16 protein-coding genes are annotated in these 18,265 nt (G+C 41.1%); 7 read left to right on the forward strand and 9 right to left on the reverse strand.

Annotation, left to right across the window (positions count from 1 at the left end):
• Positions 1-41: 41 nt before the first annotated feature.
• Positions 42-1,526, reverse strand: a complete 1,485-nt coding sequence (locus BMX02_RS08895; protein ID WP_177165264.1) for a (R)-citramalate synthase — start codon at positions 1,524-1,526, stop codon at positions 42-44.
• A gap of 264 nt (positions 1,527-1,790) precedes the next feature.
• Entirely contained in the window at positions 1,791-2,843 is a 1,053-nt protein-coding gene (locus tag BMX02_RS08900) for a M42 family metallopeptidase (RefSeq protein ID WP_091690343.1), read from the reverse strand.
• Positions 2,844-3,044: 201 nt separating this feature from the next.
• Between BMX02_RS08900 and mdh the strand changes: the two genes are divergently transcribed.
• On the forward strand, positions 3,045-3,968 hold the full coding sequence (gene mdh / locus BMX02_RS08905) for a malate dehydrogenase (RefSeq protein ID WP_091690344.1): 924 nt from the start codon (positions 3,045-3,047) through the stop codon (positions 3,966-3,968).
• Positions 3,969-4,193: 225 nt separating this feature from the next.
• Positions 4,194-4,985 (forward strand): M48 family metalloprotease, encoded by a 792-nt coding sequence (locus tag BMX02_RS08910; protein WP_135644086.1) that lies wholly within the window; start codon positions 4,194-4,196, stop codon positions 4,983-4,985.
• Positions 4,986-5,237: 252 nt separating this feature from the next.
• On the opposite strand, the gene BMX02_RS08920 is transcribed toward BMX02_RS08910, so the two are convergent.
• The 7 genes from BMX02_RS08920 to BMX02_RS11930 all read right to left on the reverse strand — a co-directional run bounded on the left by BMX02_RS08920 (position 5,238) and on the right by BMX02_RS11930 (position 11,589).
• Positions 5,238-5,978: a 3-oxoacyl-ACP reductase family protein gene (locus BMX02_RS08920; protein WP_091690347.1), complete on the reverse strand. Its 741-nt coding sequence runs from the start codon at positions 5,976-5,978 to the stop codon at positions 5,238-5,240.
• 70 nt (positions 5,979-6,048) lie between these two features.
• A complete protein-coding gene (gene nadE / locus BMX02_RS08925) occupies positions 6,049-7,017 on the reverse strand; it encodes an NAD(+) synthase (RefSeq protein WP_091690348.1) in 969 nt (322 codons plus the stop codon).
• An 80-nt stretch (positions 7,018-7,097) separates the two neighbouring features.
• Positions 7,098-8,111, reverse strand: a complete 1,014-nt coding sequence (locus BMX02_RS08930; RefSeq protein WP_091690349.1) for an adenine nucleotide alpha hydrolase family protein — start codon at positions 8,109-8,111, stop codon at positions 7,098-7,100.
• Positions 8,092-9,570 (reverse strand): class I adenylate-forming enzyme family protein, encoded by a 1,479-nt coding sequence (locus BMX02_RS08935; RefSeq protein WP_091690350.1) that lies wholly within the window; start codon positions 9,568-9,570, stop codon positions 8,092-8,094. Before BMX02_RS08935 ends, BMX02_RS08930 begins: the two co-directional genes overlap by 20 nt.
• Positions 9,571-9,574: 4 nt before the next feature.
• A complete protein-coding gene (locus BMX02_RS08940; RefSeq protein WP_091690351.1) occupies positions 9,575-9,820 on the reverse strand; it encodes an acyl carrier protein in 246 nt (81 codons plus the stop codon).
• Between the two features lie 1,272 nt (positions 9,821-11,092).
• Positions 11,093-11,368, reverse strand: a complete 276-nt coding sequence (locus BMX02_RS08955) for a hypothetical protein (protein WP_091690354.1) — start codon at positions 11,366-11,368, stop codon at positions 11,093-11,095.
• An 83-nt stretch (positions 11,369-11,451) separates the two neighbouring features.
• Positions 11,452-11,589: a hypothetical protein gene (locus BMX02_RS11930; protein ID WP_167879325.1), complete on the reverse strand. Its 138-nt coding sequence runs from the start codon at positions 11,587-11,589 to the stop codon at positions 11,452-11,454.
• A 350-nt stretch (positions 11,590-11,939) separates the two neighbouring features.
• On the opposite strand from BMX02_RS11930, the gene BMX02_RS08960 reads away from it, so the two are divergent.
• The 5 genes from BMX02_RS08960 to BMX02_RS08980 all read left to right on the forward strand — a co-directional run bounded on the left by BMX02_RS08960 (position 11,940) and on the right by BMX02_RS08980 (position 18,201).
• Positions 11,940-12,596: a cohesin domain-containing protein gene (locus BMX02_RS08960; protein ID WP_091690355.1), complete on the forward strand. Its 657-nt coding sequence runs from the start codon at positions 11,940-11,942 to the stop codon at positions 12,594-12,596.
• A gap of 78 nt (positions 12,597-12,674) precedes the next feature.
• Positions 12,675-13,799 (forward strand): PGF-pre-PGF domain-containing protein, encoded by a 1,125-nt coding sequence (locus tag BMX02_RS08965; RefSeq protein ID WP_167879326.1) that lies wholly within the window; start codon positions 12,675-12,677, stop codon positions 13,797-13,799.
• Between the two features lie 279 nt (positions 13,800-14,078).
• Positions 14,079-14,483 carry a hypothetical protein gene (locus BMX02_RS08970; RefSeq protein ID WP_091690357.1) on the forward strand — a complete coding sequence of 135 codons (405 nt, stop codon included), beginning with the start codon at positions 14,079-14,081 and terminating at the stop codon, positions 14,481-14,483.
• 2 nt (positions 14,484-14,485) lie between these two features.
• Positions 14,486-15,370 (forward strand): metallophosphoesterase, encoded by an 885-nt coding sequence (locus tag BMX02_RS08975; RefSeq protein WP_091690358.1) that lies wholly within the window; start codon positions 14,486-14,488, stop codon positions 15,368-15,370.
• Positions 15,367-18,201 (forward strand): DEAD/DEAH box helicase, encoded by a 2,835-nt coding sequence (locus tag BMX02_RS08980; RefSeq protein WP_091690359.1) that lies wholly within the window; start codon positions 15,367-15,369, stop codon positions 18,199-18,201. Before BMX02_RS08975 ends, BMX02_RS08980 begins: the two co-directional genes overlap by 4 nt.
• The last annotated feature ends 64 nt before the right edge of the window (positions 18,202-18,265 follow it).

Below are 18,265 nucleotides of genomic sequence, written 5' to 3' on the forward strand. Positions count from 1 at the left end.
TCAGTTTGTTATTATAGCTGTTCAGTCCTGTATGTGAATGTTCAGTCCTGTATAAGCTGGTTGATTCCGTTAATGACGGCTTCCACAGAAGCCATGATTATGTCGGTACGTGCACCTCTTGAAGTGACCATTTTTCCATCCTTGGAAAGTTTAACCAGTACTTCTACAAGTGCATCAGTTCCTCCGGTGATCGAATCCACATGATATTCTTCAAGATGGATGTCTGCAACACCTGAGATAGCCTTACGTATTCCTTCAAAGGCTGCATCCACAGGTCCGTCTCCGATACCGGCTTCAACTACCTCTTTTCCGTCAACTATCAGTCGCACGGAGGCTGTTGGTATTGCCTTATTGCCTGAAACAACAGTGAATTCCTCGAGCTTGACCTTTGCTTCACGATAGATATCAAGCACAGTCTCAGCGATCGTCTGGAGGTCTGCATCTGTGACACGCTTTCCATGGTCACCCAATTGCTTGACACGGCCCACGATCTCGTTCAATTGTGAGTCATCAACATCAAGTCCCAGCTCTTTTAATGCAAGTGTTACGGAACTCTTTCCTGCATGCTTTCCAAGCACGATCTGTCTTTCACGTCCAATGCTCTCAGGAGTTATTGGTTCATATGTGGAAGTATCTGCCAGCAATCCATGTACATGGATGCCTGCTTCATGGGTGAATGCATTTCCACCAACAAGGGATTTGTTAGGTGCTACAGCGAGTCCGGTCAGGCGGCTGACAAGTCTTGAAATCTTGTAAAGCTCATTGGTCTTTATCCCGGTGTCGTATTTATAGAGCCACTCAAGGACCATTACGACCTCTTCAAGCGCTGTATTTCCTGCCCTTTCACCGATACCATTGATCGTCATATGTGCTTCTCTTGCACCGCTATTCAATGCTGCGATGGTGTTCGAGACAGCGAGGCCGAAGTCATTATGACAGTGAATGGCTACCGGTACATCGATGGCTGATGAAAGTTCTTTGAATATCTCGGTCGTTCTTTCTGGCACAAGCAATCCTACAGTGTCACAGAAGCATACCCTGTCAGCACCTACTTCCACGCCTGCTTTGTACAGGTCCTTTAAGAATTCCAGATCTGCCCTGGATGCATCCTCTCCGCTAAGCTCTACTATAAGACCGTGGTCCTTTGCATACTCCGTGGCGCTTAATGCCATTTCCTTTAATGCTTCCCTGTCCTTCTTGAGCTTTACATTAATGTGAAGGTCTGATACAGGTGCTACGAGGTGAATTGAATCCACATCGCATTCTAAGGCATAGTCCACATCCTGCTGCATGATACGGCAGTAGCTGCATATCTCTGCGTCCAACCCTTCAGCTGCCACAGCACGAATGGCTTCGCGCTCGCCTTCGGAAGTGATGGCTGAGCCTGCTTCGATGATGTCCACTCCCAGATCGTCAAGCTTGCGTGCGATCCATACTTTCTCTTCTGTTTTCAGTGCGACACCAGGTGTCTGTTCACCGTCTCGTAAAGTTGTGTCCAAAAACCGGATATTTTCGAATAATGTAATCCCTCAGTTCTATTTTTTTATTTCAGCGAATTCTGTCTTTCTTTTCTATCGTGATCTTCAGATTTATCACTAATAATCAAGATGTTATTTATAGATACATGTCGCTGACTATAACAGCCAAAATAATACTCCTATTGGTTTTAGTACTTTTGGTGTGGAGCTTGCCTGATCGGATATGTTGATCAAATCCATTTATGCTCTTGTATCTATCACTTTCAAACCTGATAGATTTGATCAAAATAAAAAAGAGATGCCAGAAAGGCATCAGAAATACCTGTCAACAGTGAGTACTGCCTTTGCGATAAGGTTTGCACAGGCTTTAAGGTCCTCAAGGGACAATACCTCAACAGGGGAATGAATGTACCTTGTAGGTACACTGATAGTGCTTGAAGGAATGCCTTCACGCGTCAGGTGTATTGCAGTAGCATCTGTTGTACCGCCACCGCCTACGTTTAGCTGGTATGGTATGTTATTTTCCTCGGCGGTCTCTTTCAGCCATTTCACGACGGTTTTGTCTGCAATGAGTCCTCTTCCGGATGCATCAACAACGGTGATGACAGCACCTTTTCCCATCTCGAGTGCTGAATCCTTCTTTTCGATGCCGGGGTGGTCTCCGGGGAATGTAACATCCACTGCTATTGCAACATCAGGGTTCAGCCCGAAAGCAGATGTGCGTGCTCCTTTAAGCCCGACCTCTTCCTGCACGGTGCCCACGGCATGGACAGTTGCCTTAACATCACTTTCTGATAGCTGTCTCATTGCATCGATAAGCATTGTAACGCCTGCGCGGTTGTCAAAGGCTTTACATGTGACAATTCCGTTGGCAAGATTTGTATAATCTCTGTCAATGGATATAGCAGTTCCGACGTCTACTCCCATGTTGATGGCATCCTCTTTGTCCTTTGCACCAATATCGATGAACATGTCCTCTGCCTTTACCGGTCGTTTCTTGTCTTCCTCTTTCATGACATGCGGCGGCTTTGATCCGATGACTCCCGGAAGGGGTCCGTTACTTCCGTGAACTACCACTCTCTGGCTGTGAAGCGTCTGGTCGAACCATCCTCCTATCTTCACGAAGCGCAGGAATCCGTTGTCGTCGATGTACTGTACCATCAGCCCGATCTCATCCATATGTGCTGCCAGCATGATGGTAGGACCTTCCCCTTTCTTTGTGGCGATGAGGTTTCCCATCTTATCGGTCTTTATCTCATCCACATATGGTTTGATCTCATCTTCCATTATCTGTTTAATGTCATTCTCATATCCGGATATGCCGTGTGCATTGGATAACTTTTCAAGTAGCTTCTCTAGTTCCATAGCTGATCGGTGATAGATTGGTCTTTGAGGATATAAATGTTTGAGTAAGGTGGTTTTGATTTTAGAGTTTTTCTTATTTTGGTTTACATTTTGGCAGATTCAAACAAAACTAAGAAAACATATATTAGTTTTGAGTGTCAAACTATAGATTATGGGGTACTGATAATTTGATATATCTAATCACTTGGGGGTTGTTACGAAATGAAGAAAATTGCAGTCATAGGATCAGGTAACGTTGGTTCTACCACGGTTCAGCGTCTTGCAGAACTTGAACTTGGGAATATTGTTATGACCGATGTTGTTGATGGTCTGCCTGAAGGGAAGGCACTTGATATTATTGAGGCTGCTCCTGTTCTTGGATACGATGTGGACATTCTAGGCACAACAGATTACGCTGACATTGCAGGTTCTGATATTGTGATCATTACTGCAGGAATTGCCCGTAAAAAAGGAATGGTACGGGACGACCTGATGAAGATCAATGCAAATATCATAAAAGAGGTCTGTGAAAATGTAGCAATATATGCACCTGAAGCCATAGTTATCACGGTATCCAATCCACTGGACATAATGACCTATGCCACACAGAAATATACTGGATTGGAAACGAATCGGGTATTTGGAATGAGCGGAGTACTAGATTCAAGCCGGTTTGCAGCATTCATTGCAATGGAACTTGGAATTTCAGTAAAGGACGTTTCTGCACTGGTACTTGGAGGACATGGCGATTCCATGGTTGCATTGCCACAATACACCACAGTATCAGGAGTTCCGCTACCAGAATTACTTCCTGAAGAAACGATCGATAGGCTGGTACAGCGCACTGTCAACGCCGGAACTGAAATTGTTGAATATCTTAAGACTGGCAGTTCTTTTTATGCCCCGGCAGCAGCCATTGCAGCTATGGTCGAATCCGTAATTAATGACCAAAAGCGAGTTCTTCCTGCAGCCGCTTACTTGCAGGGAGAATATGGTGAGAACGGCTTGTATTTAGGAGTGCCTGTAATATTAGGTAAGAATGGCGTAGAAAAAGTCCTCGAACTTGAATTGAGCGAAAGCCAGCAACAGGCATTTTCAAGGTCTGCTAAGTCTGTACACGAAGGGATAGCAAAGTTGCAACTGTAATATCTAAGGGTATCTGATCAATTACATCTTCTGTTGTATCTTTCTACTTTGTGTCAGTTTCATCTGATAGTGTAGAAATGATGCAACTTAGTTTTTAATTTCTGTGTTTTATATATCCTTAGAAACCTTTTATAACATAGAATACAATTCTAATAATTGTATATTATAAGCTGCTGGTGAGGGGTATTCATAAGAAACACTACTAAGATCATTCTCTTTTTTGTTTTGTTATCAATACTTGTCTCAGCATTAGCTTTTTTCATTTCAGGTCTTTTTGCTGCTGAAATAGTCTTGGTAATGTCCATATGGATAAGCTACGGCCTCTATCGGTATAGTGGCAAACTTCTCCTTAAATGGTATCGTGCAGAGAAGGTGGGCGTGCTGAAAAAACTCTCTGAGAAGGCAGGAATATCTACAGTTGGAATGTACAATTTTAATTCACCCATACCCCTTATCTTCACGGTAGGGACCGGCCCCGAATATAATGTAGCTTTATCCACTGGTGCAATGGGGATTTTTGGTGTAGCTGAGATTGAAGCATTGCTTGCTCGTGAGATTGGCCATATTAGGAATGGGGATGTTCCAATAAATACTATCACAGCTCTTTTTGCTGGTACTTTGGTAGGAGCTTCATCTGTTGCTTTCCATTTATCGTTGATGGCAGTGTTTGGCAAAGAAAATAACCCAATACCTAAATTAATTTATTTCTTTATAATGGGTCTTATAGCGCTCCCAGCAGCATTGCTGGTACAGCTTATGATCTCTTCTTCTCGGGAGTATGCTGCTGATGAAGTTGTGGAAGAGATAACTGGCAGACCGAACCTACTGCCAGAAATGCTGAAACGTCTTGAAAGTCAGATCGAGTCATTCCACAGACAAATAAATCCTGGTCATGCTCACTTGTTTCCTGTAAACTTCCTGTATATTAAAGATGCTTATGATGTGTATCTATCAATGTTTAATACGCATCCAAATATAGACAAAAGGATTGATAATCTCATAAAAAAGGGTGAGTGATAGAATGAAAAAATGGAAACTATCTATGGCTTACAGTTTATTATCCTATTTTCTTTTACTTCTAATGATAATCTTTATTGATATCTTTTGGAAACAGGCTTTCATATTCAAAGAAATTGCGATGATAGCTGGTGGATTTATTAGTGTAGTCTTACTTCTCACTATACTTGGATTTGTAGTATTTGGATATCGATTAAGTAAGGATCAATAACTTTCGATTGTCTGTCATTTCAATTTGAATTTATCAATTGTTCAGATTATTTGACATCCATCAACAGATATTACCTGACCACTTACATAATTCCCAAGCTCTGAGCTTAAAAATAAAACCACTTTTGCAACATCTTCCGGGTTACCACTTCGACCAAGAGCTATGTTTGATATAATTTTTTCGCGAACTTCTTCTTTAATATCTCTGGTCAGATCAGTTTCAATGAAACCTGGTGCAATAGCATTTACAGTAATTCCATATCTGCCAAGTTCTTTTGCTGCAGACTTCGTAAATCCGATTACCCCTGCTTTGCTCGCTGAATATACTGTTTGGCCAGCATTTCCATTTAACCCTATCACTGATGAGAGATTAATTATCTTTCCTGATCCTTGTTTTCTCATCATGTTTGAGGCGTATCGACTACATAGAAATGTTCCTTTTAAATTAACATCAATGGTATGATCAAATAACTCAGTACTTGTCATCGCCAACAGATTACTTTTCAATATTCCGGCATTGTTAACAAGTATATCAAGTTTAGAGTAGTGTTTTTTAATAAAATCGAACATGTCCTTGACTTCATTCTCAACAGAAACATCTGCTTTTATCATGGTGGCTTGAAGCCCTTTCTCAGTAATGTTTTCTACAAGTTCAGCTGCTTTTTCTTCACTTTCTTTGTAGTTAATAATGACATGTGCATGGTTCTCTGCTGCCAATAGAGCTGTAGCTCTTCCAATCCCACGGCTTGCTCCTGTGATCAGTACTACTTTATCTTTGAGCATTTTTGCTTCCTTTTTTTGAATAGTTCAAGTTTGAGCATGATAAATTGATGTCGTTATCTCTGATACGAAATCATTTGTCAAGATAACATATGGGAGGCCCGGATGTGATGTATTTGGATGCACTTTTTATTTTGTCAATGCCTCTTTTTGCCTTGTTTATTGTTTCCTCTGACAGTTCTGTATTCTCTTCAATTATTTCCATTGGCAGGTCGTGTTCCTGTGAATATAGCAGCTGGTCCATGATATGTATCGGCATACGCCAGAAAAAGTCCTCATCAGATGTGTAGCTACTCCATGTATCGGCGCTTGGTGGCCTTTCTATTATTTCCTTATCGATGCCAAGCACATCTGCTAATGCATAGACCTGGGTCTTGTAGCAGTCTGACAGAGGTTCGATATCCACTCCTCCATCCCCATATTTCACGAACTGCCCCAGAAGATATTCGGTCTTATTAGTGGTACCACATACAAGATAATTATTCTTTTCCGCGTATAGATACTGGATCAACATTCTTGATCTTTGTTTCACATTCTGGATACCGATCAGTTCGAGATAGTCCTTTGCTTTCAACCTGTTCTTTGCAACCATCTCATCATCTTTTACAAGGCTTATGGATGGAATGGTCAACATATCATTTTCTAAGAGGCTGGGCAGGACCAGTGAGGTCTTATGGATATTTGGATCATATTCCAGGCAGGTTCTCTTTATTATCTGATCCTTTTTACCGTATATGTCAAGTGCTTGCAATATTGGGGTGATCGGGACTTCTTCATAGGAAACATCCAGTGACTCACAAAGTCTTGCTCCAAGTTCTTTGCTGCTGCTGGCTGATTCAGTTTCAGGAAGTATTAATCCGTAAACATTCTCCTTACCTACAGCCTGAACTGCCAGCGCAAGTATAACTGCAGAATCAATTCCACCTGAAACTCCTACAACAATTCCTTTTTTCTTAAAATCCTTTACTTTCTCTTCAATGAATGTCCTAATCTGAGATGCGTTCTTTTCTGCATCTTTGTTAAGTTCATCAATTATTTTCATAATATACCCCACTGGAATAATTTGTATTGTGTGATGTTTTCTGGTTTAGAATATTGATACGTCCCCATTTGTATGGAAGTTTATTCCAGGTCCATTTCAAGTTTCTTTGCAGCCATTTCTATCAATGGCTCTGACAATTCTTTATGCAATTTCTCCAATCCTTCTTCCCGGGTCATATCCCCGCTTCTCACAAGGCCTGCTATGTCGAAAGCGTATGGATGGATGTCATATTTATTGATATGATTCTGACAGGCAAATGCATTTAAAAGGCAGTTTGTTGAATTACTGTCATTGATCTTTGGAGGCATCCATCCGAGGTCTATCAGTGTCTCCACTATCTTATCTTCATTGTAATCCCAGAGGCACATTGGGTGTAACATAATTGGAGTGGTGTCTTTGTTTATGCTTTTTATGATCTCATTTTTTAAAAGGAAACTCTCATCCTTGTCATCTACACCGATATTTTGAAGCTGCTTCTCAAAAATATCTCGGGACCATTTTATGAAATTGACTTGGAGGTCAATTATAGGATTAGGGGCTTGTCCGGATGTAAATGCAAAAACAATGAATGGTGCTTTATGAATAATTGCCTGTTCTACCAATTTCTGCTTGATGATGCTAATGCATGTGTTGCAGATGTCACTGGCTCGATATCTGGCAAATTTTGAGTATGCGTTGGTAGATTCAGCTGCTTTTCGAAATGTATCACAAAGTAGTTTTTCTTCCATGGTCAGCTTAAAATAATCGCAGCCCACGATCTCACACATCTTTTTTGCATTAGCAACAGCAGTGTCTGAAATGAAGGCATTATCAAATTGAACTGCAAGGATATTCAGGAATGGGTACTCTTTTTTAAGTTTATAGAGTCCATATGAAGAGTCTTTTCCGCCGGAAAGTGCAAAAATAACATCATATTCTCCTTTTCCGCTGCGTTCTTTAAGCAGGTCTTCTATAATTCCCAAATATTTCTTCTTTTCTTCTGAAGACATGGGTGTGTAGTTCTCACAGAACTGGCAAAGGCCACTTTCCTCGTTTATTGTTATACCAGGAATGTCTGAATCTAAAATACATTTCTTACATGTTAGCTTTGACATTTTGATACTCCTCTATTATAGACCTGTTAGATATTTTTCCACTTTTACTTAGTGGCAAGTTCTCGATAAGAATTATTTCCAGTGGACACAGGAAGCCAGGCAAATTCTTCCTACAAAATGTATATAATGTTTCAACTTCTGTATCCTGAGTTGGAATTACCATCAGGCTGATGGCATTTCCCAGGTACTCATGATCAACTGGGACGACGAATACATCTGAAACTTCATTATTTTTGCCAATATATTTTTCCACTTCTCTTGGATTTACACGATGATCAGCAACTTTGATCAGGTCATCCTTGCGACCTAACAACTTAAAGTAACCATTTGGTAACTTTTGTGCCAGATCGCCGGTATACATCCAATCATTTACTATTTTTTTGCGGGTAGCTTCCTCATCGTTAAGGTAGCCTATCAGTATGTTTTTCCCTCTGGCAATTAATTCTCCTGTAATACCGGATGCAACTGGTTTTTTACTATCATCAACTACATCAAGTTCAACTCCTGGAATCGGTTTACCTATTGTATCAGGGTATTTTTCCAGGTCTGCTGATGGAAGATAGGAAAGTCTTGCTGTTGCTTCTGTTTGTCCATACATTGGGATTATCTCTATCCTGTCATTCAACTGCTTGATCTTTTCTACAATTTCTACTTCCATAGCACCGCCTGCAGATGCAGCAAGTCTGACGTTCCTGAATGATCTCTGGAAGCTAGAAGGATATTTGAGAAGAATACGATAAGTGCTTGGAACTCCATAAAATATAGTTACTCCCGATTCTACAAGTTTAAAGGTTGATTCGAGGAAAGTAAGACCGCCGATTTTGATAGATCCTCCTGCAACCAACTGGGAATTAATGATCGAATTTCCAAAAGCATGGTGTGGAGATATTACTTGTGCAGCTTTGTCTTTTGGTGTTATGCTCAATACCTCTATTATGGAATTTGCATTTGTTATTAGATTTTCATCACTCAGCATGACACCTTTTGGAGCTCCTGTAGTCCCGGATGTGTACATTACGAGCCTTAATAAATCATTATTATTCTCACGAATGATCTCTTTACGTAAAGTCTTCACAGAGGAATCCTTTGAAATATAGATCACAGTAGTGAATCCTTCAAAGAAAGCATTTCCAAATCTCGAATATTGCTGATCTGTGACAATAATACTATTTATCTGGTTGCTATCTAGTATCTGTCTTATATTGGATTCTGTCAGTTCCACCGGGAGAGGTACGGCGATATTATCCGATCGGTAGACTGCCATTAGGGCCTGAATATATTCTATACCTGATTCGGCAAAGATCGCAAATTTGCAATGATTGAAATCATCTATTTCTGCTGTTATAGCGTTTATAGCTTCATCAAGAAGACTATAAGAAATTGATTTGTCTTTCTCTTCCAGTGCAGTTTTTTGAGGAGTTTCTTTAGCATGTTTTGCAATATATTCATCAATTCTCATGGCATCACTTTGTTAATTTTTGGATAACATTTACAATTCCACTGATGGAATCAAAATTTTCAGGAGTTAATAGTTCTTCAGGAATCTCTATGGAATATTTTTCACAAATAAAATCTATAAATTCGATCAATCCAATTGAATCGATGATTCCTTTCATTGTTAAAGAATCATCATCATTTAATTGTGTACCACTGTCCATAAACGATTTATTTTGCAAATATGCCATTATATCTTCTTTAATTTCTTCCATGTTTGTCAACCCACTCAAATTATTTATTATTTAAATTGCATAATAATGCAACATTGATTCAACAAAGCCATGTAGTATAAGCATAAGGAATACTCTATGCTTCATAGCTGTTTGAACTACTTCCCCATAAACAAAATAACTTCAATCGTATATAAGATGTTCTTATGGCAAACAATTTCTTCTATCTGCCAATGATTTATCTCTAATATTTCAATTAGGTAGTTATTTATCCAAATTTATCTATTTGATATCTAAAAATTATATATACTTTAGGAGTAGTTTCGCCATTTAAAGGGGAATACTCTTTTGGAGATAGCATATATTGATCTTGTTATTTTTTGAAGCAAAAGCGACAGATAGTACATATCTGTTATTTATAACAAGCTCTTGATGATCGATATCATTGAGGTCAATTTCTTTATTCAAACATGCTAGCATACTCTGATCTGTCAGTTTACAATATGCTTCTCTCAATGTCCAATTTTTTAGCGTATCAACATTATCTTTTTGAAGCATATCTCTTTTAGATTTTGTATTCCGCAAAAATTTCGAAACATTCTCTAAAACTATTGGTCTGATGTACTCAATATCAATTCCTGTTTTCGTTTTTGATATTGAAATAGCAGCAAGACTGTCGGTGTATGAGATGCAGATATAAATATCGTCATGTTTGTGTACGCACACACGCCCCGTATTATTTCGATAGAGGGATACGTCTAATGATGATCTTTTTTTAAGGATATGCTAAAGAATAAATTTCAGGAACGACCGAGATGCAATGAACCTTTTTCTAAAATAATTTGTTTTTAGTGTGTTTAGATATTCTTTTTCATCGCTGCTTAGATCTGATAACTCTAATTGTTCATCCATTTCCAGATCAATCAAAAAAATAAGAGCATCGTTCTTATTCCATAATTTATAGATTGATAAAGAGGATGGAGGAGTTAACGATTCTAATACTTTAATAACCATGAAATAACCTTTCAGTTTATGATAATAGCAAAGATCATAGTAGGCAATGATCAGGTTTGTAAATCTCGATTATGTTCAAGTTAGTTCAGCGGAGATTTATTCATTTCTGTTTAATATTGTTCTAATTGAATATGCCGTGTGCGTCAAATTACTTTTAACTTACTTCTCCAATTCTATAGTTGATTGGTGTTATATTAGTTTTTGGGAATATAAGTATTTTAATAAGGGGACGATTCTGAAGTCAAAATATATGAATTCGATAATATTGGTTTAATTAAAATAGACTTAGAGTTTTTAAGCTTACTGTTCATCACGATCAATAATGTAATCGTCGGATAGGGTTAACCTTTCTGATTCTACTGTATAAACAGTAACATACACAAAAGCTGTTCCATTTGTTATACTATTATTAATCTCTGTTTGGTATGTGTATACATTATCTTCGATCTCTGGACCGGATAGCATTATGTATGTATCATCTCTTCTAACCCTGATTTGTGTTTCATATCTTAATGCAACAGAAGCTATCACTCTTATTTCTATGTCGCCATTTGTTTCTTTTTCAGAAAGTTCCACTCTTAGATCATCTAATGATGTATCTACATAGAATTGACCTATTATAGTCTTGTAGTTGTAGGCAAGGTCGGTAGTTGTGACTTCTACTTTGTGGCTTTTGTCAGTTTCAGGTGTGAGATACCAAACCAGTCAATTCCATCATCAGAGGACATATCAATACCGACTTTCTGGTATTGGAAATTCTGGTCATTTGGTGCTATTAAGCAGTTAATATCTCTCAATGCTTCTTCTGCTTTGAAGGTTACTAATATTGATCCACTTGAAGGAGTTGGGAATATATCAATGGTGAACTACGGATCTGTTATGTCTACAGTTGTTTTGGTATCAGGAGCATCATGGAAAGATTCCCAGTTTCCAGTTGCATCTCTTTATATTTTTTATAATTTTTATTCATTGTTATTATATAGGTCAGGTATAAATGTCTCATAATAATGATTGTAATGACTTTTTTGTTTTTTTCACAATGTATTTATAGCACCAGTACCATTTGGAATATGGGGATTTTGAATTTTGGTGATTAGAATCAAGTCAGCGCAACTCATCAAATGCATTTCAAAATAAAGGAAAAAACATGTCTAGCATAAAAAAGATCTTGATAGTAGCAACTATAATCACATTGCTGGTAGGTCTAACTAACGTTTCTGCAGCTGCTTCAGATGTAACTTTAAAGCCATCATCACAGACCATTGCACCGGGTGAAACTTTCACAGTCGAAATCTTTGTTTCTCCTGATGTTGATATTGCAGGAATCCAGTTCGATCTGCTTTTTGATAGTTCTCAGTTCCAGGTATCAGATGTGAGTGAAGGAAGCTTGTTCAAGCAAAGTGGTATGGATACATTTTTTGTTTCAGGTTCTGTAAATTCAGGTTTACTAAATGACGCATATGGTTGCATTCTCGGTGCTTCAGATGTCGCAACACCAGCAACTTTTGCTATCATCACGTTAACAGCAACTGAACAGGCAAATGGAAGATCAGAGTTAGTCCTGAAAGATGTTATAATCAGTGATCCAGAAGGTAATTCTGTAGATCTCGAATTAACAAATACAGTGATCTCAGTCCTGATCTTTGATATAAACCAGGATAATGTGGTTGACTTTGGTGATTATGGTCTAGTTGAACAGCATTTCGATGAAACCACCTCATATCCTTATCCTCTATGGGATGTAAATCAGGATAATATTGTAAATGTCCTTGATATGATGTTGGTACTGTCGCATATGGACTGATAATGGTAAGGTGTCCCGATGGAAAAGTATATTTTCATCTCTGGAAAAAGTAAATTTTATTCCTTACTATTTTTTTCTTTGTTTACTATTACTTGCCTTAGTGGAATTGCCAGTGCCAGTACGACCATCAGCATCATACCCACCTCTCAATCAGTAGAGGAAGGGCAGAACTTTGCTGTGAGTTTCTATTTGGATCCGGACCGTCCGGTTGCTGGTATCCAGTTCGACTTGTCTTATGACAGTGAACTTGTCAAGGTTGTTCAGGTCTCAGAAGGTGAATTCTTAAGGCAGGATGGTGCTCTTGTCTGGTTCAATCCAGGTCAGATCGAAAGCTCAAATGGGAGAATTGATTCTGTGTATGGCCTGATATTGGACAAGACAAGCGTTACAGAACCGGAAGATTTTGTTGTCATCCATATGAAGGCTGGCAATGTATCAGGTATAAGTTCTCTGGAACTCTCTAATGTTGTAGTTAGTGATACTCAAGGGCAGATCATACCGATAGATGTTGTTAATGGATCAGTTACTATCGTATCTGATACAGCTTCATCTACTAAATCTAAGACCAGTGACAAGGATGATTATGGAGCTGGCGGAATTAGCACCACAAGCGGATCCTATGAGGAATTTGAGATCATAGAGAAATCCAGCCGGTCTGTGTATCTTGGTTCTCAGGTTTCCTATCAGTTCGATAAGCCTGAAAATCCCATTATGTACATCAACTACGAATCTCTCACAAATGCCGGCAATGTTGTAGCAACAATTGAAGTCCTTAAGCAGACATCTCTTCTCGTTTCATCACCTCCTCCCGGTATTGTCTACAAAGATGTGAATATCTGGTTGGGTAAACCCGGTTATAGCACTGAGAGCAATATGAAGGATGCAGTTATTGGATTCCGGGTAGACCGATCCTGGCTTGAAGAGAACCAGATATCTGATAGCTCTGTAATGATGTATCGCTATGATCAGGACCTGTGGGTACCCCTTTCAACAAAGAAGATCAATGAGAGCAGCAGCGATGTGAGCTTTGAAGCAGAAACTTCTGGTTTTTCACCTTTTGCGATAGTGGGTGAAAGCTCCGATGATATAACCGGAAAAACAGAGGTTGATGATACTCCTGCAGAGGATGAAAGTCTTGATCAGAATGCAGCTTTTATTTTGTGTCTATCGATGTTACTACTCCTATTTGCCAGAAGGCATTAATCTATAATTCGCTATCAATACTACACAGGTTTGGTAGCTTTAAAATTTTTCTATCATGAATTATCCATTACAATGAGCTCAAAGAAGAACAGAATTATCAATGGGCTCACGCTGGCTGTCGGCGATGTCCATGTAGATCTATGAACCTCCTATTCGGGAAATTACCTTGAAATTGGTATAGGAAATGACTTTTATACAATATTCAATTCAGTAACTATAAGTGTAATTGCTTGAAACCTGAGGCCAACTATCTGATAAATTCTTAAATGAGACGACGATATGCTTGAACGACTAATTCCTAAACAGAGGACAACATCAACCCGCCTTGGAGGCATCCTGATCCTGGTAGGTGAGACCATGTTCCTGTTCTCCATCCTGAACTTTGTGATGATCACCCGTCTTCAGTATTACAGTTCAGGTGATTCGTTTGCAAGAACCATATTCCCTGAATATTATTTCTTCCTGTCAGCAATGTTCATAGTAGCTTTCATAGGAATGTGGCTTGCATATGTCTATATTTTCCCTAGCAAGCAGAAGTTCTCACAGGAACAGGCTGTAAAGGATGACAGAAGCCCTATGTATAACCGCCTTGTGCAGATGCACGATGAAATGCGTGAGATGCAGTCCATGGTGAAGGAGTTACAGGAAAAGGTAGATACCTTAAGCAAGGATGGACAGAAATAAAAATGACGATAACTGTCGAACCTGTGATCAATGAGCCTGCACTCTTAGTTTCAGGTGATACAAAGGCCCTTGTACTGGCAGATATCCATCTTGGGATAGAATGGGACCTTTACCGGAGCGGTTTTTCCATACCCAGCCAGATGGAGCAGCGCCTTGAGCGTATCATGGGGCTTGTGGAGCAGGAGGAACCTGACAGGATCGTGCTGCTTGGGGATATCAAACACAACGTACCACAGGTTTCCTGGCAGGAACGTGATGAGATCCCTTATTTTATTGGCAGCCTTGCAGAGAAGGCCATTGTTGATATCTTCCCCGGGAATCATGACGGTGGGATCGAGTTCCTGCTTCCGCCGGACAATGATGTAAATGTTTATTCAGCACGTGGCGACGTTATTGACGGAGTAGGCTATTTCCATGGCCACACGTGGCCATCGGTGGACCTGCTGTCTGCTGATCATGTTATTGTTGCTCACAATCATCCGACAGTGCGATTCACGGATGCTATGGGATACTCGGTGGTGGAGCAGGTCTGGATAAGGGCACGGTTTGAAAGAGAAGTGCTTGCAGGGCACTTTAAGAGTGCAGACCTCTCTCCGGAAAGTGATGGCTGGTCTGACCCTGATGTGGTAGTAGTCCCGGCTTTCAACGAACTCTGTGGCGGGGTTGCTTTCAATGAGTCCGTGCGTGATGACCTTCTGGGACCGGTATTCTCATCCGGTGCACTTGACCTGGAAAACTCTGACATCTATCTGCTGGATGGTACTTATCTTGGAATATTGAAGAATATAAGGAAGCTGGAGGAAACCCGGTCCGATCGAAGCAGAAGCAACAGGAATAACAGAAGTAGCAGATCAAAGCGAAAGAAGTCAAAGGAGGCGGGAAAATGAGCTTTGGCAACCAGTTCGATGATTTTCATCCTGCCATTCAGTCGACCCTTGAAAAAATGGGGTTCACTGCTCCCACTAAACCTCAGGAGATGTGCTTCCCACACATCCTTGCAGGAGAGCATACATTCCTGATAGCACCCACAGGTTCTGGAAAGACCGAGTCTGCAGTACTGCCTATGTTCGATCATATCCTTCGCAAAAGTGAAGAAGGGCGCACAGGCATTTCTGGTCTTTACATAACACCATTGCGTGCCCTCAACCGTGATATGCTAACACGTATCCAGACATGGGGAAAAGAGTTGGGCATAACCGTACAGGTTCGCCATGGGGATACCTCACCATACGAAAGGCAGAAACAATCCAAGAACCCTCCTGATCTGCTGATAACAACTCCTGAAACACTCCAGGCGATGTTCACAGGTTCAAGGCTTCGAAAGAACCTTGAATGTGTCAGTTACGTTGTCGTGGATGAGATACATGAACTTGCATCATCCAAAAGAGGCGCACAGCTTTCTGTGGGGCTTGAGAGGCTTGTGGAGATCTCCGGTGAGTTCCTGAGGGTCGGACTTTCGGCCACCGTGGGCAACCCTGATGTAGTCTCGCAATTCCTTGTAGGCTCAGGCAGGGAAGTATCCGTTGTACAGGTTTCCATGATAAGCCTGCTGGAATTCAATGTGGTCAGTCCGCAGGTTACTGATGAGGACGTTGAACTTGGAAGGAAGATCGGCTGTGAGCCGGAGTTTGCATCCCATCTGCGTTGTATCCGTGAGATCGTGGAAAGCCATCTGTCAACTCTGATCTTCGTTAATACAAGACAAAGCGCAGAAGCCCTTGCCTCGGGTTTCAAGATACTGGAGGCTTCAATAGGGGTACATCACGGATCGCTTTCAGTGGATGCACGTATCGAAGCTGAGGAATCGTTCAAGGCAGGCGATATAAAGGGCCTGATATGTACCTCATCCATGGAGCTTGGTATTGATATCGGTAAAGTTGACCACGTTGTCCAGTATGGTTCCCCGAGACAGGTTTCCCGCCTGCTCCAGCGCGTGGGGCGTGCCGGGCACAGGATACACGAGGTCTCCAGGGGTACGATCCTTGCAATGGGTTCCGATGACATTGTGGAAAGCATGGCCATCGCAAAGGCTGCAATACAGGGTAAAGTTGAAAATATCATTCCCCACAGTGGTTCCCTCGACGTTGTGGCAAACCAGATCTCCGGAATGGTGATCGATTTTGGCGATGTTGAGATAAAGAAGATCCATTCCATACTAAGACGGACCTATCCTTTCAGGGACCTTTCCATGGAACAGCTTGAACGTGTCATCGAACAGGTCACTGATTACCGGATGGTCTGGCGTGATGAGGGTTCAGACACCATAAGCAGGCGAAAGAAGAGCTGGCAATATTACTACGAAAATCTTTCAATGATCCCTGATGAAAGGAAGTTCGAGATCTACGATATTGTTTCCGGCAGGTCTGTTGGAATGCTGGATGAGGCTTTTGTTGTTAATTTTGCATCACCCGGTGCGGTTTTCATTACCAAGGGTGACATGTGGCGTGTCATTGAGATGAATACCGATCGTGACCGGATAAAAGTTGAACCTGTCAAGACCATGGGTGAGATACCAAGCTGGGTGGGCGAGGAGATCCCTGTCCCGTTCGCAGTGGCACAGGAAGTCGGGCGCATTCGGTTCAGGATATCGTTTCTGCTACACGATGGAAAAAATGATGAGAGAATAGCTGAAGCACTGATGGAAGAATATCCTGTTGATATTCACAGTGCCCTTACTGTCATAGATCTCATAAAAGAGCACATTTCAAAAGGCTGTCCACTTCCTGATAATGATACGATCGTAATTGAGGATGAAGGAGAAGCCATCATAATCAATTCATGTTTCGGACACACTACCAATGAGACCATCGGTAAGGTAATTACTTCCCTTCTTGCTGCACGCTTTGGCAGCAGCGTGAGTCAGGAGATCGATCCTTACAGGATAAGGATGCAGTTCCCAAGGCGTATGAAGGCCCTGCATATTCAGGAAATGATATATGAGATCCAGCCTGAGCACATTGAGCCGATCATTGAGATGACCCTGAAGAACACTTCAGTGATGAAATGGAAGATGGTCCATGTGGCACGCAAGTTCGGTGCATTGAGCAAGGACATTGATTACGATCGCATCAGCATGAAAAAGCTGCTCGAGATCTACAAGGACACTTCCATGTATGATGAGGTCATGCGTGAGATCTTCCACAACATGCTGGATGTGGACCAGGCAAGGGATGTGCTTTCGCGCATAGCTTCAGAGGAGATGGTCATACTGGTGAGTCCTATGCCAACACCCATTGGTTCGGCAGGATTTGCAATGAGGCGTGACCTTGTAGCTCCGGAGAAAGCTGACAGGTCGATTGTCCTTGCCCTGAAGGACAGGATCATGCACGACCGGATCATATTGTTCTGTGTACACTGCAAGAAATGGGTGTCACGCAGGAAGGTCATGAACGTTCCCGATGAGATCCAGTGTCCGGTATGTGATTCCAGAATGGTGGCCGCCCTTAAACCGTGGGAAGAGGAAGAGATCAAGCTTGTCCGGAAACAGGACAAGGTAACTGCAAAGGAAGATGTGAAGCGCATTCAGCGGGTATATCGAAATGCCGGCATTGTGATGGGCAACGGGAAGCTTGCCGTTATAGCTCTTGCAAGCCGTGGCATTGGTCCTGATACCGCTTCACGTGTCATCGAAAAGATGCGTGTGGACGAGGAAGCGTTCTACAGGGATATTATGGCTGCAGAAAGGAACTATGCCAAGAACAAACAGTTCTGGAAATGAGAAGTGGACATATGTCATCTTCAAAACAGGTCTGCCATTTGCTGCTTCATATGGCGCAATATCC

The organism is Methanococcoides vulcani, from assembly GCF_900111645.1.
Classification (GTDB): Archaea; Halobacteriota; Methanosarcinia; order Methanosarcinales; family Methanosarcinaceae; genus Methanococcoides; species Methanococcoides vulcani.